The sequence below is a fragment of the Pantoea sp. Cr_R13 genome (assembly GCF_029222565.1).
Lineage (GTDB): Bacteria > Pseudomonadota > Gammaproteobacteria > Enterobacterales > Enterobacteriaceae > Pantoea > Pantoea eucalypti.
In genome coordinates this window covers 369153-395133 of record NZ_JARHXL010000003.1, presented here as the reverse complement: position 1 = coordinate 395133, position 25981 = coordinate 369153, and the positions used below count along the sequence as shown (strand labels likewise).

28 protein-coding genes and 2 tRNA genes are annotated in these 25981 nt (G+C 54.8%); 18 read left to right on the top strand and 12 right to left on the bottom strand.

Features of this window, described 5'->3' with window-relative positions; translation table 11 throughout:
* Positions 1–176: 176 nt before the first annotated feature.
* A complete protein-coding gene (locus P2R09_RS02930; RefSeq protein ID WP_275766957.1) occupies positions 177–872 on the bottom strand; it encodes an extensin family protein in 696 nt (231 codons plus the stop codon).
* 285 nt (positions 873–1157) lie between these two features.
* Here P2R09_RS02930 and cycA point away from each other — a divergent pair, with 285 nt between their 5' ends.
* A complete protein-coding gene (gene cycA / locus P2R09_RS02925) occupies positions 1158–2552 on the top strand; it encodes a D-serine/D-alanine/glycine transporter (RefSeq protein WP_275766955.1) in 1395 nt (464 codons plus the stop codon).
* 44 nt (positions 2553–2596) lie between these two features.
* Here the strand turns inward: cycA and P2R09_RS02920 are convergent, their stop codons facing one another.
* Together P2R09_RS02920 and rutR are read right to left on the bottom strand one after the other, a co-directional pair.
* Complete coding sequence (locus P2R09_RS02920; RefSeq protein ID WP_275766953.1) at positions 2597–3571, bottom strand: metal-dependent hydrolase; 975 nt, start codon at positions 3569–3571, stop codon at positions 2597–2599.
* A gap of 38 nt (positions 3572–3609) precedes the next feature.
* Complete coding sequence (gene rutR, locus P2R09_RS02915) at positions 3610–4245, bottom strand: HTH-type transcriptional regulator RutR (protein WP_275766951.1); 636 nt, start codon at positions 4243–4245, stop codon at positions 3610–3612.
* A gap of 306 nt (positions 4246–4551) precedes the next feature.
* Here rutR and rutA point away from each other — a divergent pair, with 306 nt between their 5' ends.
* From rutA to rutG, 6 genes are read left to right on the top strand one after another with little or no spacing between them, the layout of a single operon-like run.
* The gene (gene rutA / locus P2R09_RS02910) at positions 4552–5643 is read left to right on the top strand and encodes a pyrimidine utilization protein A (protein ID WP_275766949.1); all 1092 of its coding nucleotides are present in this window, start codon (positions 4552–4554) and stop codon (positions 5641–5643) included.
* Positions 5643–6356 carry a pyrimidine utilization protein B gene (gene rutB, locus P2R09_RS02905; protein WP_275767277.1) on the top strand — a complete coding sequence of 238 codons (714 nt, stop codon included), beginning with the start codon at positions 5643–5645 and terminating at the stop codon, positions 6354–6356. The genes rutA and rutB overlap by 1 nt, the downstream gene beginning before the upstream one ends.
* A 20-nt stretch (positions 6357–6376) precedes the next feature.
* Positions 6377–6772, top strand: coding sequence for a pyrimidine utilization protein C (gene rutC, locus P2R09_RS02900; protein ID WP_275766947.1), 396 nt, complete (start codon positions 6377–6379; stop codon positions 6770–6772).
* Complete coding sequence (gene rutD, locus P2R09_RS02895) at positions 6772–7581, top strand: pyrimidine utilization protein D (protein WP_275766945.1); 810 nt, start codon at positions 6772–6774, stop codon at positions 7579–7581. Before rutC ends, rutD begins: the two co-directional genes overlap by 1 nt.
* Positions 7582–7600: 19 nt before the next feature.
* Positions 7601–8116 carry an NADH-dependent FMN reductase RutF gene (gene rutF / locus P2R09_RS02890; protein ID WP_003849996.1) on the top strand — a complete coding sequence of 172 codons (516 nt, stop codon included), beginning with the start codon at positions 7601–7603 and terminating at the stop codon, positions 8114–8116.
* A 46-nt stretch (positions 8117–8162) separates the two neighbouring features.
* Entirely contained in the window at positions 8163–9491 is a 1329-nt protein-coding gene (gene rutG, locus P2R09_RS02885) for a pyrimidine utilization transport protein G (RefSeq protein ID WP_008925887.1), read from the top strand.
* Here the strand turns inward: rutG and P2R09_RS02880 are convergent, their stop codons facing one another.
* Together P2R09_RS02880 and P2R09_RS02875 are read right to left on the bottom strand one after the other, a co-directional pair.
* Positions 9492–10406, bottom strand: coding sequence for a DMT family transporter (locus P2R09_RS02880; protein WP_275766940.1), 915 nt, complete (start codon positions 10404–10406; stop codon positions 9492–9494).
* Between the two features lie 97 nt (positions 10407–10503).
* Positions 10504–10677, bottom strand: coding sequence for a general stress protein (locus tag P2R09_RS02875; protein WP_003850002.1), 174 nt, complete (start codon positions 10675–10677; stop codon positions 10504–10506).
* Between the two features lie 293 nt (positions 10678–10970).
* On the opposite strand from P2R09_RS02875, the gene wrbA reads away from it, so the two are divergent.
* The 3 genes from wrbA to P2R09_RS02860 are packed head-to-tail and all read left to right on the top strand — an operon-like array spanning position 10971 to position 13248.
* Positions 10971–11570, top strand: coding sequence for an NAD(P)H:quinone oxidoreductase (gene wrbA / locus P2R09_RS02870; protein WP_003850004.1), 600 nt, complete (start codon positions 10971–10973; stop codon positions 11568–11570).
* A gap of 19 nt (positions 11571–11589) precedes the next feature.
* Entirely contained in the window at positions 11590–11820 is a 231-nt protein-coding gene (locus P2R09_RS02865) for a YccJ family protein (protein ID WP_003850006.1), read from the top strand.
* Positions 11821–11874: 54 nt separating this feature from the next.
* Complete coding sequence (locus tag P2R09_RS02860) at positions 11875–13248, top strand: NAD-dependent succinate-semialdehyde dehydrogenase (RefSeq protein WP_275766937.1); 1374 nt, start codon at positions 11875–11877, stop codon at positions 13246–13248.
* A gap of 66 nt (positions 13249–13314) precedes the next feature.
* Here the strand turns inward: P2R09_RS02860 and agp are convergent, their stop codons facing one another.
* From agp to P2R09_RS02845, 3 genes are all read right to left on the bottom strand, one after another.
* Positions 13315–14952 carry a bifunctional glucose-1-phosphatase/inositol phosphatase gene (gene agp, locus P2R09_RS02855; protein ID WP_275766935.1) on the bottom strand — a complete coding sequence of 546 codons (1638 nt, stop codon included), beginning with the start codon at positions 14950–14952 and terminating at the stop codon, positions 13315–13317.
* A 271-nt stretch (positions 14953–15223) separates the two neighbouring features.
* Positions 15224–15311 (bottom strand) — tRNA-Ser (locus P2R09_RS02850).
* A gap of 68 nt (positions 15312–15379) precedes the next feature.
* Positions 15380–15467 (bottom strand) — tRNA-Ser (locus P2R09_RS02845).
* A gap of 235 nt (positions 15468–15702) precedes the next feature.
* Here P2R09_RS02845 and yccA point away from each other — a divergent pair.
* Both yccA and tusE read left to right on the top strand, forming a co-directional pair.
* Positions 15703–16356: an FtsH protease modulator YccA gene (gene yccA / locus P2R09_RS02840; protein ID WP_003850014.1), complete on the top strand. Its 654-nt coding sequence runs from the start codon at positions 15703–15705 to the stop codon at positions 16354–16356.
* Between the two features lie 105 nt (positions 16357–16461).
* Positions 16462–16788 carry a sulfurtransferase TusE gene (tusE, locus tag P2R09_RS02835; RefSeq protein ID WP_003850016.1) on the top strand — a complete coding sequence of 109 codons (327 nt, stop codon included), beginning with the start codon at positions 16462–16464 and terminating at the stop codon, positions 16786–16788.
* Here the strand turns inward: tusE and yccX are convergent, their stop codons facing one another.
* Entirely contained in the window at positions 16789–17067 is a 279-nt protein-coding gene (yccX, locus tag P2R09_RS02830) for an acylphosphatase (protein ID WP_275766931.1), read from the bottom strand. It abuts the gene before it with no gap.
* Positions 17068–17152: 85 nt separating this feature from the next.
* Here yccX and rlmI point away from each other — a divergent pair, with 85 nt between their 5' ends.
* The gene (rlmI, locus tag P2R09_RS02825) at positions 17153–18343 is read left to right on the top strand and encodes a 23S rRNA (cytosine(1962)-C(5))-methyltransferase RlmI (protein ID WP_275766929.1); all 1191 of its coding nucleotides are present in this window, start codon (positions 17153–17155) and stop codon (positions 18341–18343) included.
* Between the two features lie 73 nt (positions 18344–18416).
* On the top strand, positions 18417–18734 hold the full coding sequence (hspQ, locus tag P2R09_RS02820; protein WP_010246651.1) for a heat shock protein HspQ: 318 nt from the start codon (positions 18417–18419) through the stop codon (positions 18732–18734).
* A gap of 32 nt (positions 18735–18766) precedes the next feature.
* On the opposite strand, the gene P2R09_RS02815 is transcribed toward hspQ, so the two are convergent.
* The gene (locus tag P2R09_RS02815; RefSeq protein WP_003850025.1) at positions 18767–19180 is read right to left on the bottom strand and encodes a CoA-binding protein; all 414 of its coding nucleotides are present in this window, start codon (positions 19178–19180) and stop codon (positions 18767–18769) included.
* A gap of 176 nt (positions 19181–19356) precedes the next feature.
* Between P2R09_RS02815 and P2R09_RS02810 the strand changes: the two genes are divergently transcribed.
* Positions 19357–19998 (top strand): DUF2057 family protein, encoded by a 642-nt coding sequence (locus P2R09_RS02810; protein WP_275766926.1) that lies wholly within the window; start codon positions 19357–19359, stop codon positions 19996–19998.
* A 69-nt stretch (positions 19999–20067) separates the two neighbouring features.
* Positions 20068–20526, top strand: coding sequence for a methylglyoxal synthase (mgsA, locus tag P2R09_RS02805; RefSeq protein WP_003850029.1), 459 nt, complete (start codon positions 20068–20070; stop codon positions 20524–20526).
* A 1-nt stretch (position 20527) separates the two neighbouring features.
* On the opposite strand, the gene helD is transcribed toward mgsA, so the two are convergent.
* Positions 20528–22582 carry a DNA helicase IV gene (gene helD, locus P2R09_RS02800; protein WP_275766923.1) on the bottom strand — a complete coding sequence of 685 codons (2055 nt, stop codon included), beginning with the start codon at positions 22580–22582 and terminating at the stop codon, positions 20528–20530.
* A 123-nt stretch (positions 22583–22705) separates the two neighbouring features.
* Between helD and P2R09_RS02795 the strand changes: the two genes are divergently transcribed.
* Both P2R09_RS02795 and yccS read left to right on the top strand, forming a co-directional pair.
* On the top strand, positions 22706–23146 hold the full coding sequence (locus P2R09_RS02795; RefSeq protein WP_003850033.1) for a YccF domain-containing protein: 441 nt from the start codon (positions 22706–22708) through the stop codon (positions 23144–23146).
* The gene (yccS, locus tag P2R09_RS02790) at positions 23130–25289 is read left to right on the top strand and encodes a YccS family putative transporter (RefSeq protein WP_275766921.1); all 2160 of its coding nucleotides are present in this window, start codon (positions 23130–23132) and stop codon (positions 25287–25289) included. The genes P2R09_RS02795 and yccS overlap by 17 nt, the downstream gene beginning before the upstream one ends.
* Here yccS and P2R09_RS02785 read toward each other — a convergent pair.
* Entirely contained in the window at positions 25286–25915 is a 630-nt protein-coding gene (locus P2R09_RS02785; RefSeq protein ID WP_275766919.1) for a TfoX/Sxy family DNA transformation protein, read from the bottom strand. The genes yccS and P2R09_RS02785 overlap by 4 nt on opposite strands.
* Positions 25916–25981: the final 66 nt, after the last annotated feature.

Sequence of the window (25981 nt, the reverse complement as noted above, 5' to 3'; positions counted from 1 at the left end):
CGCAGGCGTAGATTTATTTTAAATAATGGACCTGAAAAAGGCGCTTTTTCGGCACCCTAATCTGTCGTCAGGCTAAATCCCGTGTGATTCGGGTTCTGCGATGAAAACTGGGTGGGTTTTGCAAACGCTGTCAGAACATTCCTTAACCAAACACGGTATTAATCCTGTCTGATGATTTATCGGCAGTACCCTGCTCCTCGCATACCCAGATGAAAATGTGAGGCATGTGCAGCATTGTAATCCGGGCCGAGCGCATTGCCGAACACCTCACAGCCGCCACGCCACAACGTATGTAACATCGCCGCCTTTTCTTCTGGCTGTTGCCAGTGACGACTGACCTCAAGCCGCTGACCATCAGCCAGCTGAAAGCCTGTGACATCCCACGCATCGGCGGTGGCATGCTCGCTGAGCCGCCCTTGTGTGCGGTGATAGATGTTACGACAGGCATAGCTGCCGACATGCGTAATTCGTACCAGCGGACTGTGCATATCCCTGGCGGTCTGTTCACGACTGTGAAGCGCATACATCGTACTGGCGACCGCCATAGGGCAACTGGCGAGAAAACTGCTGCTGAGGCTGATCGGACCGAATTTCTGGATCCTCAGCGGATGAGTAAGCGGGCATTTACCTGTTACAGGTGGACGCTCAGTGAAACTGACCCAACCCGCCTGTTGAGCACGACGCATCACGTCCAGACATTCGTCCGGATCGCTGGCCAGCCTTTTCATCTTAATTTGCGTCATCCAGCCCGGCGGGTCGGTGACAGAAAGCGGTGTAAACGGATTGAACTGCGGCGGCAGATGCTGCTTAAGCCAGGGTAAGCTGCCCCACCCCAGCGCGATTAACAGCAGAAACAGGATAAGCGTACGCATAGTCCCCTGTGCAGCATGATGATAAGCAAACAAAAAGTGTAGGGGCAAAAAACCCTTTACGCCGTCTGCCTGACATTACGTGATGAATCATTACTCAGACTGACGCAGGATTAACCAGAATGACCCGCTGCCACCGTCATTGCGCCTGAGCGGTATCACATCAGGTAAAAAATTGTTACCGGCTTTGGGGTGACTTCCTCTATCTTATCCGACTTGCCCTCAGGCAGATGCCTTAACTAACAGCCAGCAGAGCTGACACAACATCAAGACAGGAAAGACAATTCTATGGTTGATCAATCTAAAGAAACCGCACGCACCCAGGATGCGCCTGATAAATTACAGCGCAACCTGCACAACCGTCACATCCAGCTAATCGCCATCGGTGGCGCTATCGGCACCGGCCTGTTTATGGGGTCCGGTAAAACCATCAGTCTGGCCGGTCCCTCGATCATTTTTGTCTACATGATTATCGGCTTTATGCTGTTCTTTGTGATGCGCGCCATGGGGGAGTTGCTGCTCTCCAACCTTGAGTACAAATCTTTTAGCGATTTTGCGGCTGACCTGCTTGGTCCGTGGGCGGGATATTTTACTGGCTGGACTTACTGGTTTTGTTGGGTGGTGACAGGCATCGCTGACGTGGTGGCCATCAGCGCCTATTTCCAGCTCTGGTTTCCGGGCTTCTCAATCTGGATGAGCGCTCTGCTCTGCGTAGTGGTTTTTCTGGCGCTGAACATTGCCACCGTCAAACTGTTTGGCGAAATGGAGTTCTGGTTCGCAATCATTAAAATCGTCGCCATTGTGGCGCTGATTGTGACCGGGATTGTGCTGGTGTCTGTTCACTATCCTTCACCGGGTGGCGGCACGGCGGCACTGAGCAACATCTGGGATCACGGCGGGATGTTCCCGAAAGGTCTCAGCGGCTTCTTTGCCGGATTCCAGATTGCGGTGTTTGCCTTTGTCGGTATTGAACTGGTGGGCACGGCAGCAGCTGAAACTCACGATCCGCATAAAGTCTTACCGCGTGCTATCAATGCGATTCCACTCAGGGTGATCATGTTCTACGTGCTGGCGCTGATGGTGATTATGGCGGTAACGCCGTGGACCCAGGTCATGGCCGATCGCAGTCCGTTTGTTGAGATGTTCGTCCTGATTGGCCTGCCTGCTGCAGCGAGTATTGTCAACTTTGTGGTGCTGACCTCTGCCGCCTCTTCAGCCAACAGCGGTATCTTCTCCACCAGCCGTATGCTCTATGGCCTGTCGCAGCAGGGTGTGGCCAGTCGCGCGTTTGGCCGGCTTTCCGCCCGTGCGGTCCCTACTACGGGTCTGTTTTTCTCCTGCCTCTGCCTGCTGATTGGCGTAGCGTTGATCTATTTGATCCCGGATGTCATGAAGGTCTTTACGCTGGTGACGACCGTCTCCGCCATCCTGTTTATGTTCGTCTGGACCATCATTCTGTGCAGCTACCTGGCCTACCGTAAAAAGCATCCGCAGCGCCATGCGGAGTCGGCCTTTAAGATGCCGCTGGGCAAATTCATGTGCTGGGTTTGCATGGCCTTCTTCGCCTTTGTGCTGGTGCTGCTGACGCTACAGGAAGATACGCGCCAGGCGCTGATGGTTACGCCACTCTGGTTTGCCCTGTTGGGTGTGGGCTGGATGCTGCGTAATCGTCGCAGCCTCTAATCGGTAACAGCATGGAAAAAGCCCGGTCATCTGACCGGGCTTTTTTACAGGCGCTCGCCCAGTGACGAGAAAATGGCGGATAAAGAGGGGCGTACATAAGGTAAACGCTGTGGCCGTGCATCGGGATGCTGAGGCGAGCCCAGACCAAAGGTGAACGTATAGCTATCGCCTTCGCCCATACGAAGGTCGGCAATTGTCGTTTCTCCATCCTGCTCACGCAGGGCGTAAAAACCGTGGCTGAACCAGGCGACACGTTCTGCATACCAGCTGCCCCGAAAAGCGTCAAACAGCTCAGGATGCCGCGGATACCATGTCACCTGCAGGGGACGCGACGGCGAGAGCAGTGACCAGTAAGCTTCGCCGTAGCGTTCCGGCGTCATAATCACGCTGCGCCAGACCAGCGTATTAAACGCACTGGGCGTTACCAGCACGTGATTAGCCGCAATCCCCTGTGTCGTCAGCGACGCCCGAATTTGCCAGCCTGCCACGCCCTGAATCACCACGCTCCAGACCAGATACAGTGTACTCAGCGTCAGTCCGACACGGTTACCGCGGATGCCTTTGTCACCGCGACGCCAGAGCGCAACGCCCAGCCCTATCAGCAGTGGAAATGTATAAAGGGGATCAACGATATAAATACTGCCGATGGCATAGGGATAATCGGTGAGTGGCAGACCAAGCTGGGTACCATAAACCGTCATCAAATCAAGCAGCGGATGGGTAATCAGAGCCAGCCAGATCGCAGGCCACCATTCCAGCCACTTCACCCGCTGACGACACAGTGCTGCTACGAGCCAGGCAATCAGTGGCGATGCCAGCGTAAGCCAGATCAACGCATGCGTTTCTGTGCGATGCAGCGTCATGTTGCGTATCGCATCGCCGTGGTCAATAAACACATCCAGATCGGGTAAGGTGCCGCAGACACCGCCCACCAGCGCGGCCTGCCAGATCTGCGCCCGTCGTCCCATCACGGCAACACTGACTGAGGCACCCAGTACGAACTGCGAAACAGAATCCATTAATTCACTCCGTTACCGAACGATGAATGTGTCCCGATTTAGCGTACGCGAATCCCTTCAATGATCATGCGCTGAACATTATCAACAGCCTGGTCGAAAAACGCCGGATCGCTGAGTGTCTGACCGGTGACAGCCTCAACCTGGGTAGCAAAATCGGCGTAATGCTGTGTAGTGGCCCATAGCATAAAGATCAGATGCTGCGGCTGAACGCCTGCCAGCCGTCCCTCATCAATCCAGCGTTCAATAATGGCCGCCTTGTCATCCACCAGTTGCTTGAGATCGCCCGCCAGCTCACCTTTCAGCAGCGGTGCGCCCTGCAGCATCTCCAGACAGAACAGCCGCGAAGCCTGAGGATGATCGCGCGACACTTCCAGCTTCAGCCGGATGTAGCGCCGAATAGCGACGAGCGGATCCTGATCGTGGGCCAGGGCACGCAACGGCGCCAGCCAGACATCCAGAATCTGCTTAAGCACCGCCACATAAAGCACTTCTTTTGAGGGAAAATAGTAGAGCAGATTGGTTTTAGAGACATCGGCCAGCTCAGCCACCTTATCGAGGCTGGTGCCATGAATGCCAAACTGTGAAAAGATTGTTAACGCCGCTTCCAGTATAGCGGCCCGCTTCGCTGCAACCGCACGCGATCGACGCGTTGGTTTTTTTTCATCGGTATTCACAGGTTTACCTCATCCATCTGGTGTCAGCGCATCATAGCAAAGGGATTCATCGCTGCCCAATCCACTCCCTGCACCTTTTTTGCCCAGGTTGCATGTAAAACGTGCAGCGAATTTTGACCAGATGGTCCGAAATGGACCAGTGACTCCACTTACCTCTTTCGGGTTAAATTTAACTCATTGTTATTTAAAACAATAAAAAATGTGGCACACAGTTTGCAGAATTGTGACTGAGCGCGGCCCACAAGGACGTAGCAGGATGCAGTGCAGCGCGTGAAATACCTTTCCCCCATCGCAACGAGGTTTCACATGAAGATAGGCGTCTTTATTCCGATTGGTAACAATGGCTGGCTGATTTCATCCAATGCGCCGCAGTACATGCCAACGTTTGAACTGAACAAAGCCATTGTGCTGAAAGCAGAGCATTACCATTTCGACTTTGCGCTCTCGATGATCAAACTGCGCGGCTTTGGCGGTAAAACAGAATTCTGGGATCATAACCTGGAGTCATTCACGCTGATGGCAGGCCTGGCTGCTGTCACATCACGTATTGAGATCTATGCCACTGCGGCCACCCTGACGCTGCCTCCGGCCATTGTGGCGCGCATGGCGTCCACCATTGATTCCATTTCAGGCGGTCGTTTCGGTGTCAACCTGGTAACCGGCTGGCAGAAACCTGAATATGAACAAATGGGAATGTGGCCTGGCGATGAGTACTTCGGTAGCCGTTATTCTTATCTGACCGAGTACGTTACCGTGCTGCGTGACCTGTGGGGCACCGGAAAATCGGACTTTAAAGGTGAGTTCTTCACCATGAACGACTGCCGCGTGAGTCCTCAGCCACAGCGCCCAATGAAAGTTATCTGCGCCGGACAGAGCGATGCCGGCATGGCCTTCTCTGCTCAGCACGCCGATTACAACTTCTGCTTCGGCAAAGGTGTGAACACCCCTTCTGCATTCAGCTCGACCTCGATTCGCATGAAGCAGGCCGCTGAAAAAGCGGGTCGCGATGTCGGCTCCTATGTGCTGTTTATGATCATTGCTGCCGAAACAGACGAAGAAGCGCGGGCTAAGTGGGAACACTACAAAGCGGGAGCGGATGAAGAGGCGCTTTCATGGCTTACCACCCAGAGTCAGCAGGACACCAAATCGGGCAGTGACACCAATGTACGTCAGATGGCGGATCCGACCTCAGCGGTCAATATCAACATGGGCACCCTGGTCGGTTCGTACGCAAACGTAGCGCGGATGCTGGATGAAGTGGCGCAGGTTGAAGGCACGCACGGTGTGCTGCTGACCTTTGATGATTTCCTGGAAGGTATCGAAAACTTCGGTCAGCGCATTCAGCCCCTCATGACCTGTCGTAGTGCCCTGCTTGATGCACAGCAGGAGGTGGCATGATGAGTACCATTTATTGCGCCCATACTCAGGCGCTTCCTCAGGTCGAACTGCCTGCCCGTCCAGAGCCGATCGCCTTTCCGCCAGGTCAGACAGCACTGATTGTCGTAGATATGCAGAATGCCTACGCCACTGAAGGAGGTTACCTCGATCTGGCCGGGTTTGATGTGTCTGCCACGAAACCGGTGATTGCGAAAATTCATCAGGCGGTGACCGCGGCCCGTGCCGCTGGCGTTCAAATCATCTGGTTCCAGAACGGCTGGGACAGTGACTATGTTGAAGCGGGTGATGCCGGTTCGCCTAACTTCCACAAATCGAATGCGCTAAAAACCATGCGTAAACGGCCTGAACTACAGGGCACGCTGCTGTCGAAGGGCGGCTGGGATTACGCGCTGGTGGATGAACTAGTGCCGCAGCCTGGTGACATTGTGCTGCCAAAATCGCGCTACAGCGGTTTCTACAACACCTCACTCGACAGTACGCTGCGCAGTCGCGGGATCCGGCATCTGATTTTCACCGGCATCGCCACCAACGTCTGTGTCGAATCGACACTACGCGACGGCTTCTTCCTGGAATATTTCGGTGTGGTGCTGGAAGACGCCACCTACCAGGCGGGTCCGCCCTTTGCACAGCAGGCGGCCCTGTTCAATATCGAAACCTTTTTTGGCTGGGTATCGGATGTCGATACCTTCTGCGAAAGCCTGAATACCCGCTAATCCACTAAAAGGACGTCACTATGCCGAAAAGTATCATTGTTCCGCCAGGCACCACCACACCTATCGCCCCGTTTGTCCCCGGCACGCTGGCGGATGGCGTGGTCTATGTCTCAGGTACGTTGCCGTTTGATGGTGACAACAATGTCGTCCATGTGGGTGACGCCGCCGCGCAGACCCGCCACGTGCTGGACACCATTAAAAAGGTGATTGAGACCGCCGGTGGCAGCATGGCTGATGTGACTTTTAACTCGATCTTCATCACCGACTGGTCGAATTACGCCGCGGTGAATCAGGTTTACGCTGAATACTTCCCGGGTGAAAAACCGGCACGTTTCTGCATTCAGTGCGGACTGGTCAAGCCTGACGCGCTGATTGAGATCGCCAGCGTGGCGCACATCGGCAAACCGGAGGTCTGATGCAGCTGGATATTCTGGGTCTGCAAAACCCTGAGGCACCGACGCTGGTGCTCTCTTCGGGTCTGGGCGGGGTGGCGGGTTTCTGGCAGCCACAGCTGGCGGCACTGACCGCACGCTATCGGGTCGTGCTCTATGACCAGCGCGGCACCGGTCGCAGCGCGGAGAGTTTACCGGAAGGTTACAGCATGGCGATGATGGCCGCAGAGCTGGCCGAGGCGCTGGCGCAGCACGGCATCCTGCGCTTCAGCCTGATCGGTCACGCGCTGGGCGGTCTGGTGGGGATGCAGCTGGCGCTGGATTATCCGGATCGAATTGAAAGGATCGTGGTAATTAACGGCTGGCTGACACTGCACCCGCATACCCGCCGCTGCTTCCAGGTACGGCAGGATCTGCTGCTCAATGTCGGCATCGAGGCTTTTGTTCGTGCTCAGCCGCTGTTTCTCTATCCTGCGGAGTGGATGGCAGAGCATCAGACGCGGCTGGAGCAGGAAGATAGCCATCACGTCACCCATTTTCAGGGAATGGAAAACCTGATGCGTCGGCTGCACGCCCTGATGAGCGCCGATTTCAGCGCACGGGCCGCCGCCATTCCGCAACCGGTGCTGGTGATTGCCAGCCAGGACGATCTGCTGGTGCCGTGGAGCTGCTCAACCGAGCTGGCCGCGACGCTGCCGAATGCCACTGAACAGATGATGGCCTGGGGCGGCCACGCCATGAGCGTCACCGACCCTGAAAAATTTAATGCCCTGCTGCTGCAGTGGCTGGATCAGACTGATGACGTGCAGCCGCTGCAGCGCGTCGCAGGATAACCCTTTCGCGGAGAACACTATGAGCCTGGAAACCCTTACCCCAGCCGTTGAGAAAACTGAGTTTCGTAATGCGATGTCGCGGCTGGGTGCTGCGGTCAACATCATTACCACTGAAGGACCGGCTGGCCGCGCAGGCTTTACCGCTTCTGCTGTGTGCAGCGTCACTGATTCGCCACCGACGCTGCTGGTCTGCCTGAATCGCTCTGCCTCGGTTTACTCTGTATTCCGTGAAAACATGCAGCTCTGCGTTAACACGCTAGCTGCAGGACACGAAACTCTTTCCAATCTTTTCGGCGGAAAAACGCCAATGGCTGATCGTTTTATTGCGGCTGAGTGGTCAACGGCCGTGACCGGATCGCCGGTACTGAGCGGTGCGGTGGCCTCCTTTGACTGTCGTATCACACAGATTGTCAGCGTCGGTACGCATGACACGCTGTTCTGTGAAGTCGTGGGTCTGGTTCGTAACGATGATACCCACGGCCTGGCATGGTTTGACCGGGGATATCATCCCCTGATGCGGCAGGATGCCTGTTAACACTTCCCTGTAACCCACCGGCATTCATCACGCTCTGGAGTAGACGATGGCACGATCCTGGTTTCCGCAATGGCAAAAGAAGTCGGCACTAACAGAAAACGGTATTATCGCCCCGGATGAGACACTCCCTCTGGGACAAACGCTGGTGCTGGGTTTACAGCATGCGGTGGCGATGTTTGGCGCAACGGTGCTGATGCCGCTGCTGATGGGGCTGGATCCCAATCTGGCGATTCTGGTCTCGGGTATTGGCACGCTGCTGTTCTTCTTTATTACCGGCGGTCGGGTGCCCAGTTATCTTGGGTCAAGCGCCGCCTTTGTTGGCGTGGTGATTGCGGTAACCGGCTTCAGTGGTCAGGGACTGAATCCAAATCTCAGCGTGGCACTGGGCGGTGTTATCGCCTGTGGCGTTCTATACACGCTGATTGGGCTGGTGGTGATGAAGTCAGGCACGCGCTGGATCGAAAACCTGATGCCGCCGGTGGTGACAGGCGCGGTGGTGATGGCGATCGGGCTGAATCTGGCTCCAATCGCGGTTCACAGCGTCTCCGCCTCTTCATTCGACAGCTGGGTCGCGGTGATGACCGTGCTCTGTATCGGTCTGGTGGCGGTGTTTACCCACGGGATGATTCAGCGTCTGCTGATTCTGGTCGGCCTGATTCTGGCGTGGGCGATCTATGCGATTCTGACCAACGGTCTCGGACTGGGCAAACCGGTCGATTTTACGATGCTGTCACAGGCTGCCTGGTTTGGCCTGCCGCACACCACCGCACCCACTTTTGATCTGCAGGCGATGGTGCTGATCGCGCCGGTGGCGATCATTCTGGTGGCTGAAAACCTCGGGCATCTGAAAGCGGTGGCGGGCATGACCGGCCGCAACCTCGATCCTTACATGGGACGTGCTTTTGTCGGGGATGGACTGGCCACCATGCTCTCTGGTTCGATCGGCGGAAGTGGCGTGACGACCTATGCCGAGAATATTGGCGTGATGGCCGTGACTAAAGTCTACTCCACGCTGGCATTTGTTGCGGCAGCCATCATCGCTATCCTCGCCGGTTTCTCGCCGAAGTTTGGAGCGCTGATCCACACCATTCCGGCCCCGGTAATTGGCGGCGCATCCATTGTGGTGTTCGGATTGATTGCGGTGGCAGGCGCACGCATCTGGGTGCAGAACCATGTTGATTTAGGTCAGAACAGCAACCTGATTATGGTCGCTACCACGCTGGTTCTTGGTGCAGGGGATTTTGCGCTGAAAATCGGCTCTTTCACACTCGGTGGAATCGGTACAGCCACGTTTGGCGCAATTATCCTGAATGCCATTCTGCGACGCCGCAGTGGGGCATCGCAGGAAAAGCCGCTTGCGCGGCAGCAGGGTTAACTACTCCAGCGGTGTGGCTACAGGCTGCACCGCTTTTTTTCGTTTCAGCCGCAGCTCACTGACGATCACCCCGCAGACGATCAGCGCTCCACCCAGCAAAGCCAGCGCAGGCAGACGCTCACCCGCAATACGTCCTGCCAGGCCAGCCCATACCGGCTCTCCGGCATAAATCACCGTGGCACGGGTCGGCGAAACGCTGCGTTGCGCCCAGTTCATGGTGACCTGAATCAGCGCACTGGCCGCACCCAATCCCAGTGCGCTGAGCAGCAGGGGTGTTGATATTGCGGGCACCGTCTCCCCATTGGGGATCATCAAAACAAAGGCAGACACCGACGCCACCGCCAGCTGGATCAACGTCACGCGGCGTACATCGACCTTGCCGGCATAACGACTGATCAGGATGATCTCGGCGGCAATTGCCAGCGTGCTGAGCAGCGTCGCTATTTCACCGGCATTCAGGCTAATACGGCCATCCTGTGGCCCGGCCACCAGCAGTAATCCGGTAAACGCCAGCACAATTCCCAGCCATGACATGATGCCCGGCGGACGGCGTAAAAACAGCCACTGTAGCAACGGCACCACCGGAACATAAAGTGCGGTAAGGAAAGCAGATTGACTGCTGGAGATGGTCTGCATTCCCCAGGTCTGCAGGCCATAGCCACCGGCGATGGACAGGCCTATCAGCGCGCCTGCTTTCACCTCCAGCCAGGTCATGCCCGCCAGATACCGCCGGAAAAAAAAGGCCAGCAGCAGCGCGGCGGTGGCAAAACGCAGGCCAACAAAGAAGAACGGGCCGGAGTGCTGCATCGCCCGATGCACCACCAGAAAGGTGCCGCCCCAGATCATGGTGATAAAAAGTAATACCAGCTCCTGCCGCGTCAGGCGCAGGGTTAAACCGCGGGGTGTGTCCGACATAATTCACCTGATGATGTGTCCGGACGATATTGTGGGGAGAGCGAGGAGGAAAAGCAACGACGTTCACCGCCGGTAAGCGCCGGCGGTGAACGCCAGGTTATGCGTCCGCTTTTTTAGGGCTGCTGCGTCCCCCTTTCTCACCGGCGCGTGCTGCGCGCTGCGGATCATTTTTAAAATTACCGCCGCTGTTTTTTCCGCCTTTACGTCCCGCTTCAGCGGCACGCTCACGGTTTTCAGCAAAATTTCCTGAACCTCCACGATGTGCTGTCATGATTTGCTCCTTTCGCGTAGTGCGATTAATAAAGAACTAAAAGCAGAAGGCTGAATTCCGAAACCAGCCCATGCTTAAATAATAGCCAGACTCTGCATAAACTCATCCAGCAGTCACATTTCTTAACAGAGTAATCACCAGTAATTTGCTTAAAGAACGAACATTACGCCGGTTTATCACCGATTATCTGCAGGATTATTGCCCGATTCATTCACCACGATGTCTGTATCTCCTGCGTAAAACAAAAGCTCTTCTATACTTTTTCTGGACGTCAAAACCACCTGGAGAGATTTATGGCCAAGATTCTGGTGCTCTACTACTCGATGTACGGACATATTGAAACAATGGCGAACGCAGTTGCAGAAGGCGCTCGTCGGGTTCCCGGCGCGGAAGTGGATATCCTGCGGGTACCAGAAACAATGGAGGCCGATCGCTTTGCACAGGTGGGCGGCAAAACCAATCAGCAGGCTGCAGAGGCTTCACCTGAGATGCTGCCGCACTATGACGCAATTATCGTGGGTACCCCGACCCGCTTTGGCAACATGGCCGGGCAGATGCGGACGTTCTGGGATCGCACTGGCGGTCTCTGGGCATCGGGTGCACTGTTTGGCAAGGTTGCCAGTGTCTTTACCTCAACCGGTACTGGCGGCGGTCAGGAACAGACTATTACGTCAGTCTGGACCACTCTGGCCCATCACGGCATGGTCATCGTCCCTATCGGCTACGGAACCAAAGAGCTGTTTGATATTTCTCAGGTTCGTGGTGGCACACCCTATGGTGCGACCACGCTGGCGGGCGGCGACGGCTCGCGTCAGCCTACAGAGGCGGAACTCAATATTGCCCGTTTTCAGGGTGAACATGTTGCCGGACTGACTGTGAAACTGCAGGACTGATTTAATCAAGGAGAAAAGTATGTCTACTGAACAATCGAAAGCACATCACGTTGGCGAATGGGCAAGTTTGCGTCATACCTCCCCTGAAATTGCCGAGGCCATTTTCGAAGTGGCGAATTACGATGAAAGACTGGCAGAAGAGATCTGGCGTCAGCAAGGCAGCGACGATGTGCTCATTCGCGCCTTTGAAAAGACCGATAAAGATCTCCTGACCTGGGATGATAAGCCCGTAGAACGTAAGAACGTCTGATTCAGGGGCGGGAATTTCCCGCCCTCACATTTTTAGCTCACCAAGGAGTACGTTATGTCTTCCTATCAAAGCATTAATCCCGCAAACAATGAATTGCTGAAAAGCTGGCCTTCACATGATGAATCGGCTGTCAGCCATGCGCTGGACGTGGCCGATCGTCTTTTCCACTCTTCATGGAGCAAAGGTGAAATTCAGCCACGTCTGCAGGTTTTGAAAAAACTGGCTGACCTGATTGATAGCCGCGCGGAAGAGCTGGCGACCATCGCCAGTAAAGAGATGGGTAAACTGATTGGTCAGAGTCGTGGCGAAGTGAAAATCTGTTCACAGATTGCCCGCTACTACGCAGAGCATGCCGAACGTATTTTGCAGCCGCAGTCCTATCCCAGCGAGCTGGGCGAGGCCTGGGTTGAGTATCACCCGATTGGCGTGTTAGTTGCCGTCGAGCCGTGGAACTTCCCTTACTATCAGCTGATGCGCGTACTGGCACCTAATCTGGCGCTGGGCAACCCTGTGCTGGCGAAACATGCCAATATTGTGCCGCATTGTGCCGATGTGTTTGAAAAACTGGTTCGTGAAGCGGGTGCGCCTGAAGGGGCCTGGACTAACCTGTTGATATCAAACGAGCAGGTTGCCGATCTGATTGCTGATGATCGCGTGCAGGGTGTTGCCCTGACCGGTTCAGAGCGCGCAGGCAGCGCCGTTGCTGAGCAGGCTGGTAAGTATCTTAAGAAATCGACGCTGGAACTGGGCGGCAATGATGTGTTTGTGGTGCTGGATGATGCGGATCTTGACGAAGCAGTGCGTCAGGGCGTGCAGGCACGTCTCAGCAATTGCGGTCAGGTTTGTACTGCCGCAAAACGCTTTATCTTGCATGAGAAAATTGCCGATCGCTTTATCAGTCAGTTCAGCGCTGCGCTGAGTTCTGCAACGCTGGGCGATCCGCTGGATGAGAAAACCACACTTGGCCCGCTCTCTTCTGCTGATGCACGTGACCGCCTGGTGAAACAGGTTGATGAAGCGGTCGCTAATGGTGCAACACTGGTGACAGGCGGTAAAGCGGCAGAGGGTGCGGGTTGCTTCTATCAGCCAACCATTCTTACTGGCATCACCCCGGACAATCCTGCTTATTATCAGGAGTTCTTCGGTCCTGTGGCGCAGGTTTATGTCGTCGGTGACGATAATGCGGCTGTGGCGCTGGCAAACGACTCGCACTACGGTCTGGGTGGCTCAGTCTGGACGCGGGATACGGCTCGCGGTCGTAAACTGGCTTCCGCCATTGAAACCGGGATGGTGTTTATCAACTCGCAGAGCGACACCTCAGCGGAACTGCCTTTTGGTGGTGTGAAACGTTCAGGCTATGGTCGTGAGCTTTCTGATCTGGGTATCAAAGAGTTTGCTAACCAGAAACTGGTCGTTGTGGCGGGTTAATCGCCCTGCAGCCATAAAAAAACCCCGTTTCGACGGGGTTTTTTATTATCGGTCGCTACAGCGCAATTACTGCGTTGCCGCAGCCGCGGACTTTGATTCGTCGTTGTGCACTGTGGCAGGCTTATTCGCAGCGTTAGCCTGGTCAGTTTTCGCGTCACTGGCTGAGGCTGCTTTGTCTTCCTTCGCTTTCTCAGCAGCGGCTTTATCGGCTGCGGCTTTATCCGCTTTTGCCTTTTCAGCAGCGGCTTTTTCCGCTGTCGCTTTAGCCTTCTCAGCGGCTGCTTTATCCGCTTTTGCTTTCTCAGCAGCCGCTTTATCGGCGTCAGCTTTTTCTTTCGCAGCGGTCGCTTTATCCGCCTCAGCCTTATCAGCAGCAGCGTCATGCGTAGCTGCGGCTTTAGCACTGTCATCCTCTGACTGCGCGGCCGGTTGCGGAGCTGCCGCAGGTTGCATTGGCGTGCCCTGTAGCGCAGCATTCAGCGCCTGAGAGAACTGATCCCAGCTGCAATAGCCGTTTGCATCCGTCTCACAACCCGCCAGTTGCAGCGTAACGCGCTTCGGTGGGTTTTTCAGACTCAGCACGTCAGCGTTGCGCAGCTGATCGGCCGTCTGATAGACATACTCGACTTTAAGCAGGTCTTTATCCGTTTTCGCATCATGCCAGCGTTCGAAAACAACCTGGCCGCCAATCGGCGTTTTTTCGTAAGTATCAGGCAACTCATAAGGTTTGACCTGCAACGCGCTCAGCAGCGAGGCGATATTCGAGTCATGACCCACCATCAGCGTGATTTTCGGCGCGTTGGCTTTGTCCTGATCCACTAACTGACTGCGGATGTAATCCACCAGTGGGGCCGCCACTTCACGAGAAACGTCCGGGCTGGTGAACAGGGCGTCCTGATAACCATTTTTAATGGCTGATAACTCTTTCCACTGTTCAGGCGTCTTGATCTGGCCCCATGCAACCTGATCCAGCGGGAATCCTTCGTAATACTGCAGCGTAAACGCATCCATCAGGGAGTTACCCACTTTCAGCGGGCCACTGACAGTCGGCTCTTTACCGTTTTCAGCGCTGAAGGTGTTCTGGCCGCTGCTGAGATCGCACTGCTTTTTATTGTTGCAGGCAGGCGATGCTTTATAGTCGACAATCTTTTCCAGGCGCTGGAAAGCAGGTTTCAGCGAGAGTTTTTCATTTGCTGCGGTCATCGCGGCCAGTGCTTTCTTATTGAAAGCATCGCTGCCATCGGTGATGACCGGATTAAAGATAGGATCCATGGAGCCCATTTCATCCTGGTGTGTGACCGCGACGTCACAGCCTGGGAAGGCACCATTAACAAAGAACTGAGCCGTCGCAACGGTGCGTTGCAGGCTGTTAGCGTAGACAAAGACGTTATTACTGTCAGGACAGCTGCCGTTCTTCACCAGGCCCTGCTGTGCCAGCCACTGACGGGTGTAATTACCCATGTAGACTTCCAGCACGCCACCTTTGGTGGTCAGCTGTCCGCCGGGAACATCCCACTGCGGCCAGCTTTTCTTAGTGGACTGTTCCAGCACGCTGCCATTATCGGCCAGTGGCGCACGCAGATTGTGACGACTCAACATCAGCACCTGTTGCAGCTGCATGTCACCCTCAGCAGCAAATGCTACCGTTCCGACCGGCAATGCAGCGAGCACTGACAATGCGCAAAGACTCAGTTTCTTGATCATTGTGCCTATTCCATTTATTCAGTAAAGAAACACTCTGGCTATCAACCGATTAGCTCGCCTCAGAGCGATGTAATCAACAGTGTAACTCAGCTCGCCTCGGAAAAGCGCCAGATGTTTGCAAAAACAGTGAGTGGACTATAGCAGAGATGCATCAAACAGATGAATGCGCAGCCGCGCGTCAGCAGCAGAGGCGTGCTTTTTTCGGACTGGAGGAAAAAGCTGGAACGTCAGAAACGAAACAGGCCAGCACTGAGTGCTGGCCTGTAAAATGTGGCGGAGGAGGAGAGATTCGAACTCTCGGATGGTTTCCCATCGGCGGTTTTCAAGACCGCTGCCTTAAGCCGCTCGGCCACCCCTCCGTTTTGAAACTGTACTGCATCGGCAAAACTATTGATTTTTACCGCTTTACTGCCCGTGGCAGATAAAGTGGCGGAGGAGGAGAGATTCGAACTCTCGGATGGTTTCCCATCGGCGGTTTTCAAGACCGCTGCCTTAAGCCGCTCGGCCACCCCTCCGCAATGACGCGCACTATAAACACCCCGTTTAGGGATGTAAAGCATCTATCTGTTTATTCGCCTGAAAAACAGCCAGATTGTGATTTTTTGGTGTCAAAATCGCCACTCTGCTCAAACAATTAGCAGATTAGCGCGTAAAGAAGGGTAAAACGTCTTTTCCCTCTTTAATGGGCTGCGTATTCTCGGCACATATTTAACGATCTGCTTATTAGTGTTCTGCTTAAAGGAGCGCAACATGGAAAGAATTGTCACCTCATCGCAGTCTTCACTGCTTTCAACGCACAGAGTTCTGCGCAATACCTATTTTCTGCTTGGACTGACTCTGGCCTTTTCGGCGGTTACAGCTACCGCCAGCACCCTGCTTGCCCTGCCTGCGCCGGGCCTGATCCTGATGCTGGTCGGCTTCTATGGTTTGATGTTTTTAACCTACCGTCTGGCTAACAGCCCGATGGGTATTCTTGCCGCGTTTGCGTTTACCGGCTTCCTGGGATACTGCCTGGGCCCTATTCTGAGCTCCTTCTTAACCGCAGGCATGGGCGACGTGATCGCGCTGGCGCTGGGCGGTACGGCGCTGGTGTTCTTCTGCTGTTCTGCCTACGTGCTGACAACCCGTCGTGATATGTCCTTCCTGGGTGGCATGATGATGGCAGGTTTTGTGGTACTGCTGGTTGCGGTGGTCGCCAACATCTTCCTGCAGTTGCCTGCCCTGCATCTGGCTATCAGCGCCCTGTTTATTCTGTTTTCAGCCGGTGCGATTTTGTGGGAAACCAGCAACATCATTCATGGTGGCGAAACCAACTATATCCGCGCGACGGTCAGCCTCTATGTTTCGTTGTATAACATCTTCGTCAGCCTGCTTAGCCTGCTGGGTTTCGCCCGCAGCAACTAAATAGCAATGACAGTCGGCCTGTAAAACCCCGCTTCGGCGGGGTTTTTGCTTTTACTGCCTGCCAGGTTTGCTAAACTGCGCCGTCATTTACAGAGAGGAGATCACGTGAATTTTAACGGTAACGAAATCGCCGTCGATGCCGAAGGCTATCTGAAGAGTACCGACGACTGGAGTGAAGCGCTGGCGGCACACATTGCTGAGCGGGAAGGCCTCACCATGACCGAAGCACACTGGGAAGTGGTCCATTTTGTGCGCGCGTTTTATCTGGAATTTAATACCTCACCCGCCGTGCGGATGCTGGTAAAGGCAATGGCGAAGAAATACGGGGAAGAGAAAGGCAACAGCCGCTACCTCTTCCGCCTGTTTCCAGAAGGGCCGGCTAAACAGGCAACGAAAATTGCCGGCCTGCCTAAACCGGCAAAGTGTCTGTGATTAACCGGTTGTAAAATCGCGGGGTGGCTCTGCGGGCTGGTGCGGTTCCACCAGCACCTTATCAACGCGCGCACTGCGGGGCCCGCCCGCTTTAAGCCAGGCGATTAGCGCATCGACCTTCTCCGCGTCGCCCCAGGCCAGCACCTCGACGCTGCCGTCATCCAGATTCCGCGCGTAGCCCAGCACGCCCAGCGTCCTGGCTTCTGCCTGCGTACTGTAACGAAACCCGACGCCCTGGACTCGGCCATGAACCCATGCTTTAAAACAGGCTGCTGACATTATTCTCTCCTGCTGCTGTTCGTTGCAATTTCCCGTTATCCACCGGACAATGGCGCCTCATTTTTTCAGGTAAGCATAGCAAACTATGACAGTCAGATTGATTCTCGCAAAGGGACGTGAAAAGTCCCTGCTCCGTCGCCATCCATGGGTCTTTTCAGGTGCCGTTGCACGTCTGGAAGGTAAAGCACAACGGGGTGAAACCCTTGACGTCTGTGACAGCAACGGCAAATGGCTGGCTCGCGCCGCTTATTCACCCGAGTCGCAGATTCGCGCCCGCGTCTGGAGCTGGCAGGCCGATGAATCCATCGATATCGCTTTCTTTGTCCGCCGTTTCGAACAGGCGCAGCAGTGGCGTAAATGGCTGGCGGCCCGTGATGGTCTGGACAGTTATCGCCTGATTGCCGGTGAGTCTGATAATTTGCCCGGCGTCACTATTGATCGTTTTGGCAACTTTTTAGTAATGCAGCTGCTCTCGGCTGGCGCGGAATATCAGCGTGCGGCGATTATCACCGCCCTGCAGCAGTGTTTCCCTGGCTGCGCCATCTATGACCGTTCTGACGTGGCCGTGCGCAAGAAAGAAGGTCTGGAGCTGACACAAGGCCCCGTCACCGGTGAACTGCCACCGCCCCTGCTGCCAATTACAGAACATGGCATGAAGCTGCTGGTTGATATCCAGGGCGGTCATAAAACGGGCTATTACCTTGATCAGCGTGACAGTCGTCTTGCTACGCGTCGTTATGCCCAGGATGCACGTGTACTGAACTGCTTCTCTTACACAGGCGGATTCGCTGTTTCTGCGCTGCTGGGTGGGTGTAAAGAAGTCATCAGTGTGGATACCTCTCAGGAAGCGCTGGACGTAGCCCGTCAGAACGTTGAACTGAACGAGCTGGATCTTTCTCGCGCCCGTTTTGAGCGTGATGATGTGTTCAAACTGCTGCGCCGCTATCGTGACAGTGGGGAAAAATTTGATCTGATCATTATGGATCCGCCCAAATTCGTCGAAAACAAAAGCCAGTTAATGGGTGCCTGTCGCGGCTATAAAGATATTAATATGCTTGCCATTCAGTTACTGAATCCGGGCGGGGTCCTGATGACCTTCTCCTGCTCCGGTCTGATGGCTACCGAACTGTTCCAGAAGATTATTGCCGATGCCGCGCTGGATGCGGGACGCGAAGTGCAGTTTATCGAACAGTTCCGTCAGGCAGCGGATCATCCGGTCATCGCCAGCTATCCGGAAGGCCTCTATCTGAAAGGTTTTGCCTGCCGCGTGATGTGACTTGAAAAATTGGCTCCTGACCCCATATTGGTAAGAGAGCTTTTTTTCGGAGGTCACTATGATTGCCAGTAAAATGATTGCCAGTAAATTTGGTATTGGTCAGCAGGTTCGTCATCGTTTGTCCGGCGTACTGGGCGTTATCGTTGATGTCGATCCTGAGTACTCGTTAGATGAGCCTAAAATTGAAGATGTTGGCGCAGAAGAAAAGATGCGTACCGCACCCTGGTATCATGTGGTGATGGAAGATGAGGAAGGCGATCAGGTTCATACCTATGTCGCAGAGATTCAGCTTTCAGGTGAAACCAGCATTGAACATCCTGAGCAACCTTCAATGGATGAGCTCGCTGCATCCGTACGTCAGCAATTGCAGGCACCTCATCTGCGACACTAATCTGTGGCGGCACGCTCTGCCGCCACTCTAATTTAGCGCGTAATCCCCAGACGTGGAATTTCAATCTTCGGGCAACGATCCATAATCACCGTCATGCCTGCATCCTGAGCCAGCACAGCCGCCTGTTCATTAATCACGCCGAGTTGCAGCCATAATGTCTTTGCCCCGACGGCTATAGCCTCCTGGGCGACACCCCATGCGGCTTCAGAATTGCGGAAGACATCCACCATATCAATCCCGCCGGGTACATCAGCCAGACTGGCATAACCCTGTTGCCCCAGCACTGTTTTCCCTGCAAGTTTCGGGCTGACCGGGATCACGTCATAGCCCTGATCAAGCAGATACTTCATTACACCGTAACTGGGACGTTCGGGGCGATCACTTGCTCCAACTAAGGCGATACGTTGGGTTCGCGTCAGCACGTCACGAATTGTCTGGTCGTTCATGTTTCTCTCCTTTCAGGCCAGCGTTGAGTGTAGATGGGTGCACTCGTTAACGGGTAAGTCCGGAGCACAATTAATTGAACCCGCGCACGAATAAATATGTTTAAATGTAAATTAACTGCCATAATGTAAGAATTTGCTACACATCCCCTTTCGTGTCATCAGTTACCGGAGTTGAAATGAAGCTGTCGCTGGCTGTAACGGGGTTACTTACACTCCTCGTTTCGGCGTCCTGTTCTGCCATCACATTAAAGCTTGATCCGCAAATCGAGCTGCTGGTGCTGGATGGTCGAAAAATTTCAGGCTCGCTCCTCAAAGGAGCTGACAGCCTGGAGCTGGATCGCGGTCAGCATCAGTTTCTGTTCCGGGTAGAGCATCAGCGCAAAGGGCAGAAAGAGAATGTCATTGCCTATCAGTCTCTGCCGATGATTGTCACGTTCACTGCTGTAGCCAAAACCATTACTATTCGGCTGCCCGCGCTGGAGACAAAACGCGAGCGTTATCATTTTGACCGCAGCCTTAACTTCCAGCTGGTGGATGAAAAAGGCACGGAGATTACCAGCGTGCGTGACCACCTGCCGGCCATCACAACCGCCGACATGGAAAAAGCGATGCTGAATTATAACCGCACCCGCCAGATCGCCTCTGTGCCCCGGTTTGCAAATTCCGCTTCTGCTCCCCCCTCTTCCGTCAGGCTTACCGCCGACCTGGACTGGACTTCACAGGCCGAACTGCCCTCGCTGCACCGCTGGTTTCATCGTTTCGATGAAGCGACGCGCCAGCAATTTATGACACTGGTCAAAATGCTACGTACGAGTTGATAGCGTTAATGGGCCAGAGGTAAACTTAGGATCCCTCTCATTGCGCATGAGCCTTATCAGGACGCCTCTATGGAACAGACTGTTCGCACCCTTGGCACCATAAAACATATCGCGCTGGTCGCCCATGACCACTGCAAAGCCGCACTGCTTGACTGGGTTAAACAGAATCAGCCCGCGCTGGAACAACATATCCTCTATGCGACCGGGACGACCGGAAATCTGATTAATCGTGATACCGGCCTGAACGTGACAGCCATGCTGAGCGGCCCGATGGGTGGTGATCAGCAGGTGGGTGCGCTGATTTCAGAAGGAAAAATTGATGCACTGATTTTTTTCTGGGATCCGCTTAACGCCGTGCCGCACGATCCGGATGTCAAAGCGCTGCTGCGCCTGGCAACCGTCTGGAATATTCCGGTCGCCACAAATCGCTCCACAGCGGACTTTATTATTCAGTCGCCGCTGTTTGCGCAAAGCCTGGAGATTATGATTCCCGATTATCAGCGCTATCTGGCCGATCGCCTGAAATAACTCAGGCTTTACGCAGTACTGGCACACCGAGCTCGCGGAAGTCATCGACAAACGGTGACGGCGCTGCTTTATCGAACAGCAAAAAGACCTGCTGACGTGCTCGCGTCAGTGCCACATAGGCCAGACGGCGCTCCTCCGCATGCGGGAAGGGTTCGGGTTGCGGTAGTAAGCCCTGTTCAATAACTGACTCGCGGACTTCCGCCGGGAACCCCTCTTTGCCCTGCTGTAATCCCAGCAGAATGACATAATCCGCCTGCTGGCCTTTGCTGGCGTGGATCGTCATAAAGTCCAGATTGAGTTTCGGCCAGCGGGTTCGGGCTTTATCCAGTATGTCTGGCCGCAGATAGTGATAGCGCGCCAGCAGCAGAATACGCTCATCCGGTTTCGCATAACCACTGAGTTTGTTCAGCAGGGCGTCCAGCTGATCCTCTGCCAGCAATGCAATCGACTTCTTATTGCCTTTGGTGACGCTGTTCAGCGGTTTTGCCAGCTGTTGAGGATTCTGCTGGATAAAACGATTAGCAATATCGCCAATGCGATCGTTAAAGCGATAGGTGGTGTCGAGCACGCAACGGTCACCCTCACCAAAATAGTGATGGAATGCGGTCGTCAGCGTCATCTCTGCGCCGCTGAAGCGATAGATAGCCTGCCAGTCATCGCCAACCGCAAACAGGGCGGTGCGCTTATTCTGCTGGCGGAGGGCGCTGAGTAATGCGGCACGCTGAGGTGAAATATCCTGGAACTCATCCACCAGTATGTGTTTCCACGGACTGATAAACCGCCCTTTTTCCAGAACGGCTATGGCCTGATGAATCAGACCCGAAAAGTCGACCGCGCCCTCCTCTTTCAACGCACTCTTCCACGCTTTCATCAGCGGTGCCATCAGTTTGATGCGTTTACTGAAGAGATCCCGGACCTCTTCCGGCACATCCGCGATCATAGCTGCCTGTGCACCTCCGTGCATGCGCATCAGGCCGAGCCAGCGCTCCAGTCGTGACGCCAGCCGCTTTGCCAGCCTGTCGTCCTCCCAGAAAGGCCCCTCCGGTAATTCCCACTCCAGTTCGTCACGCAGCCACTGACGCCAGCCGTTTGCCATCGCTTTCTTCTCATGGCACTGCTGCTGCCATTCCCGGATCAATAACGCGCGACGCGCATCCGCATCACTCTCCAGCTTGCTGATAACCGGCTGCTTATTGCTGCCTTCACGAATAATATGCAGCGCCAGAGAATGGAAGGTTCGCGCCTGGATGTCACCCGCGGAGAGCCGTGACTGGATACGCTCGTTCATCTCTTTGGCAGCCTCGCGGCCAAATGCCAGTAACAGGATTTGATCGGCGCTGGCCAGCTTGCGCTGCATTAACCAGCCTGCCCGGGCCACCAGCACTGACGTTTTACCGCTACCGGCGCCAGCCAGCACCAGCAAAGAATTTTCGCCGTTGACCACCGCCTCACACTGCGACTGATTCAGTGGCGTGCTCTCGACGCTGGCAAAGAATGCCTGATAACGGCTTAACATAGCGGCCGTCCAGTCGCGGTTTCGCTGCTGCAAGGCCGCATCACCCTGATCCAGCCAGCGCTGACAAAACGCCCAGTTCTCGCGGCAGTCAGCAAACTCTTTTAAGCGGATAAGAGGCATTGGCAACGCATCGAACTGTTTGAGAATTTTTGTTTTCAGCCCCTGCAGTTCGTGGCGGTTGAGCCAGCGATCCTGCGCGCCAAAGGTCTCGATTTCATCACGCAGCGACTGGAGTACCTCACGGCAGACTGCGCTCATCTCCAGACTCCAGCTCTGCCAGGCCTGCATCAGATAGTGGTGAAAGCGCTGCGTCTCCTGCCATTCCGTTCCGTGCAGCCGAACCACTTTGTCATCGGCCAGCAAAAATTCCAGTTCGCCCCATACCAGCCCACGCTTGCAGGCGATATCCAGTAACTGGTTAAAGGGGATCAGATACTCGTGCTTATCGCCACTGACTTCGACGCCCGCCGCCATCAGGCGGACACGATTATAAGGATGCTGGGCAAGTCGTTTGCCCATCGAGGTTGCTTTCAGTTCCACGCCGACACCAACGTCAGATAACAGGATTAAGGGGAGTTTACCTGTCAGACCCTTAGCGCTCCAGCCTTAAAACAGGCTAAACTTGGCGTCACATCTTACGGAATGCAAAAGGAAAAGACGATCATGCGCACCGTTTTAAATATTCTTAATTTTGTCCTGGGTGGCTTTTTCACCACGCTGAGCTGGCTGTTTGCCACGTTAATCAGCGTCGTGCTGATTTTTACCCTGCCACTGACCCGCTCCTGCTGGGAAATTACAAAGCTCTCGCTGCTGCCGTTTGGCAACGAGGCGGTGCATGTCGATGTGCTTCGTCCTGAAAGTAAGAGTCATATTCTGAATACCGGCGGAACTTTCCTGAATATTTTCTGGCTGATTTTCTTTGGCTGGTGGCTCTGCCTTTCACATATCTCGGTGGGAATTGTGCAATGCATCAGCATCATCGGTATTCCCACAGGGATTGCGAACTTTAAGATTGCCGCTATCGCCCTCTGGCCGGTTGGACGCCGGGTGGTGTCAGTGGAAGAGGCGCGCGCCGCGCGCGAAGCCAATGCCCGCCGCTATTAATATGATGTCGGATGCAGTGCCTGGCTGGCGAAAATATCTGTTTAATAGTACGTGGCGCTATCTGCTGCGGATTTTGTTTGCGCTGAGTGGCTGCGCTGCTATTCCCTGGTGGCTGCATCAGATTGAGTGGACGATTCCCCTAACGCTGGGGGTGGTCGCGGCGGCGCTGGCCGATCTCGATGATCGCCTGGCCGGTCGTCTGAAGAATCTGCTGATTACCCTGCTTTGCTTCTGCATCGCCTCCGTTTCAGTTGAACTCCTGTTTCCCTATCCGTTCGCCTTTATTGTCGGGCTGGCGATCTCGACATGGGGCTTTATTCTGCTGGGTGCCCTGGGCCAGCGCTACGCCACTATCGCGTTTGGTGCGCTGCTGATTGCGGTCTATACCATGCTCGGCATCGGGCTGTTCAGTCAGTGGTATATGCAGCCGATGCTGCTGCTGGTCGGCGCGCTGTGGTACAACCTGCTGACGCTGCTGGGTCATCTGATGTTTCCGGTCCGGCCGGTGCAGGAACAGCTGGCTGGCAGCTTTTCACAACTGGCGCGTTACCTGGATGCCAAAGCGAATCTCTTCGATCCGGATGCTGGCGAGCAGGATGACGCCGCGTTTATCGATGCGGCGATGGTCAACAGCCAGTTAGTGGCGCAGCTAAACCTGACCAAAACGACGCTGCAGAGTCGACTGCGTGGCGATCGCGGGTCGCGCGGCACCCGCCGTAGTCTGCACTACTATTTTGTGGCGCAGGACATTCATGAACGGGCCAGCTCGTCCCATTTGCAATATCATCTGCTGCGCGGTGACTGGCGCTATAACGAAATTCTGTTTCGCTTCCAGCGTCTTCTTAACATGCAGGCACAAGCCTGTCGCCAGCTGGCACGCTGCATTCTGATGCGTGAAAGATGGGTGCATGACAGTCGATTTGAGCGCGCGTTTGAACGATTACAAAAAGCAATTGAACGTCTGGAGCAGCGCGAGCCTGAGGCCGAGCATACCCGTGCCCTGTTCTGGCTGCAGCGCAATCTCCGCGCCATCGATGCCCACCTTGCCTCCATCGAATCTGAACAGACGCTGGCTGGTGAAGATCCTCAGCACAGCGATAATCTGCTGTCACGCGAAGGATTAAGTGGCTGGAGTGACATCCGGCTGCGCTTTAGCCGCCATCTCTCTCCCTCATCGGTGCTATTCCGGCATGCAGTTCGCATGTCAGTCGTGCTCTGTATCGGCTATGGCTTCATTAAGATCACCGGGCTGGAGCGGGGATACTGGATTTTGCTGACCAGCCTGTTTGTCTGCCAGCCCAACTACAACGCAACGCAGCGGCGACTGGCCTTACGTATCGGCGGAACACTGGCGGGCATTGCTATTGGTCTGCCCGTTTTATGGCTGGTGCCCTCAATTGAAGGGCAGTTAATCCTGATTGTGATTTCCGGCGTGCTGTTCTTCGCTTTCAGGCAGGTACAGTATGCGCAGGCCACGCTGTTTATCACATTGCTGGTTCTGCTCTGCTTTAACCTGTTAGGGGAAGGCTTTGAGGTCGCCCTGCCACGCGTAGTGGACACCTTACTCGGCTGTGGCCTGGCCTGGCTGGCTGTGGCGTTTATCTGGCCAGACTGGCGCTTTCGTCAGTTGCCGGCGGTCGCTGAACGAACCCTGAAAGCGAACTGCCGCTATCTGGATGCGATCATGGAACAGTATCATCAGGGCAAGGATAACCGTCTCGCCTATCGCATTGCCCGCCGTGACGCACACAATGCAGATGCCGAGCTGGCATCCGTGGTTTCAAACATGAGCAGTGAAAGTCGCACCAGTCAGAAACTTCGCGAATCGGCTTTTCAGCTGCTTTGCTCAAACCACTCGTTTCTGAGTTACATTTCTGCACTGGGCGCGCACCGTGACAAAATTACGGCACCAGAACTGCTGACCTTGCTGGATGATACAGTTTGTTATGTTGAGGATGTGCTTCAGACGGACGTAGTCAGTGATGAGCATGTTGAAACAATGCGCCATCAACTGGCTCATCGCATCAGCCAGTTGGCCACAGATGCGGATGTGCGTGCGCCGCTGGTGCTTCAGCAGCTTGGACTGCTGGTGGCCTTAATGCCTGATGTGGCTCGCCTGCGTCGCACGCTTATTGCTGATTAGCCTTCTTCGCCCCTGAAGTCTGGTTTCGATAAAAGCGTGCGTTGAAACCACGCATTCAGCTCGGCGCGGGTGGCCAGTGGCAGTGCGGCCGCATGGTGGCCCGTAATCGCACCCTGCAGCGCCAGTAGTGTCTGAAATCCAACGTGCTGGTTGATCGCTTTTAACTTCAGCCAGCACTGTTTGGCTCCCATCTGGTAAAGATGATTGACACTCATCACGCCCGCCTCGTACAACATCACTTCCATGCGTACACTGAGATTAGGCAGATCCTTCAACCGCGGAGAGGCTTGTCTGTGCTGCAACTCAAGCTGTGCCGTTTCTAAAGAGGCCGCGGAGAGCGTCAGAAGATGGTCAGGATCCCGCCATAAGGCTTCATCGACCTGAAAGTAATCAAGCTTCACTGACTTGCCCCGTTTGCGAAAAATCAGGGGCTGGAGCGGACGGTCGGTAATGTAATCCCGCAAGGGTTCACTGGCCCGCAGGTAGAGTTCATCTTTATTAATTAACGCAAAAACCACCCTTTCGACAGCCAGCGCATAGCCGCCAAACTGGGTCCGGGACTCAATTGTTCCCAATGGGCCCAGGTGCGCTCTGGAGCGCTCAACAACCGGGTTAACCTTTTTCATTGCACCACCTCCATGTAAGAAATATCTGGTAAATTACTTTGTGTATCAGGTAATTAGAAGATAAAA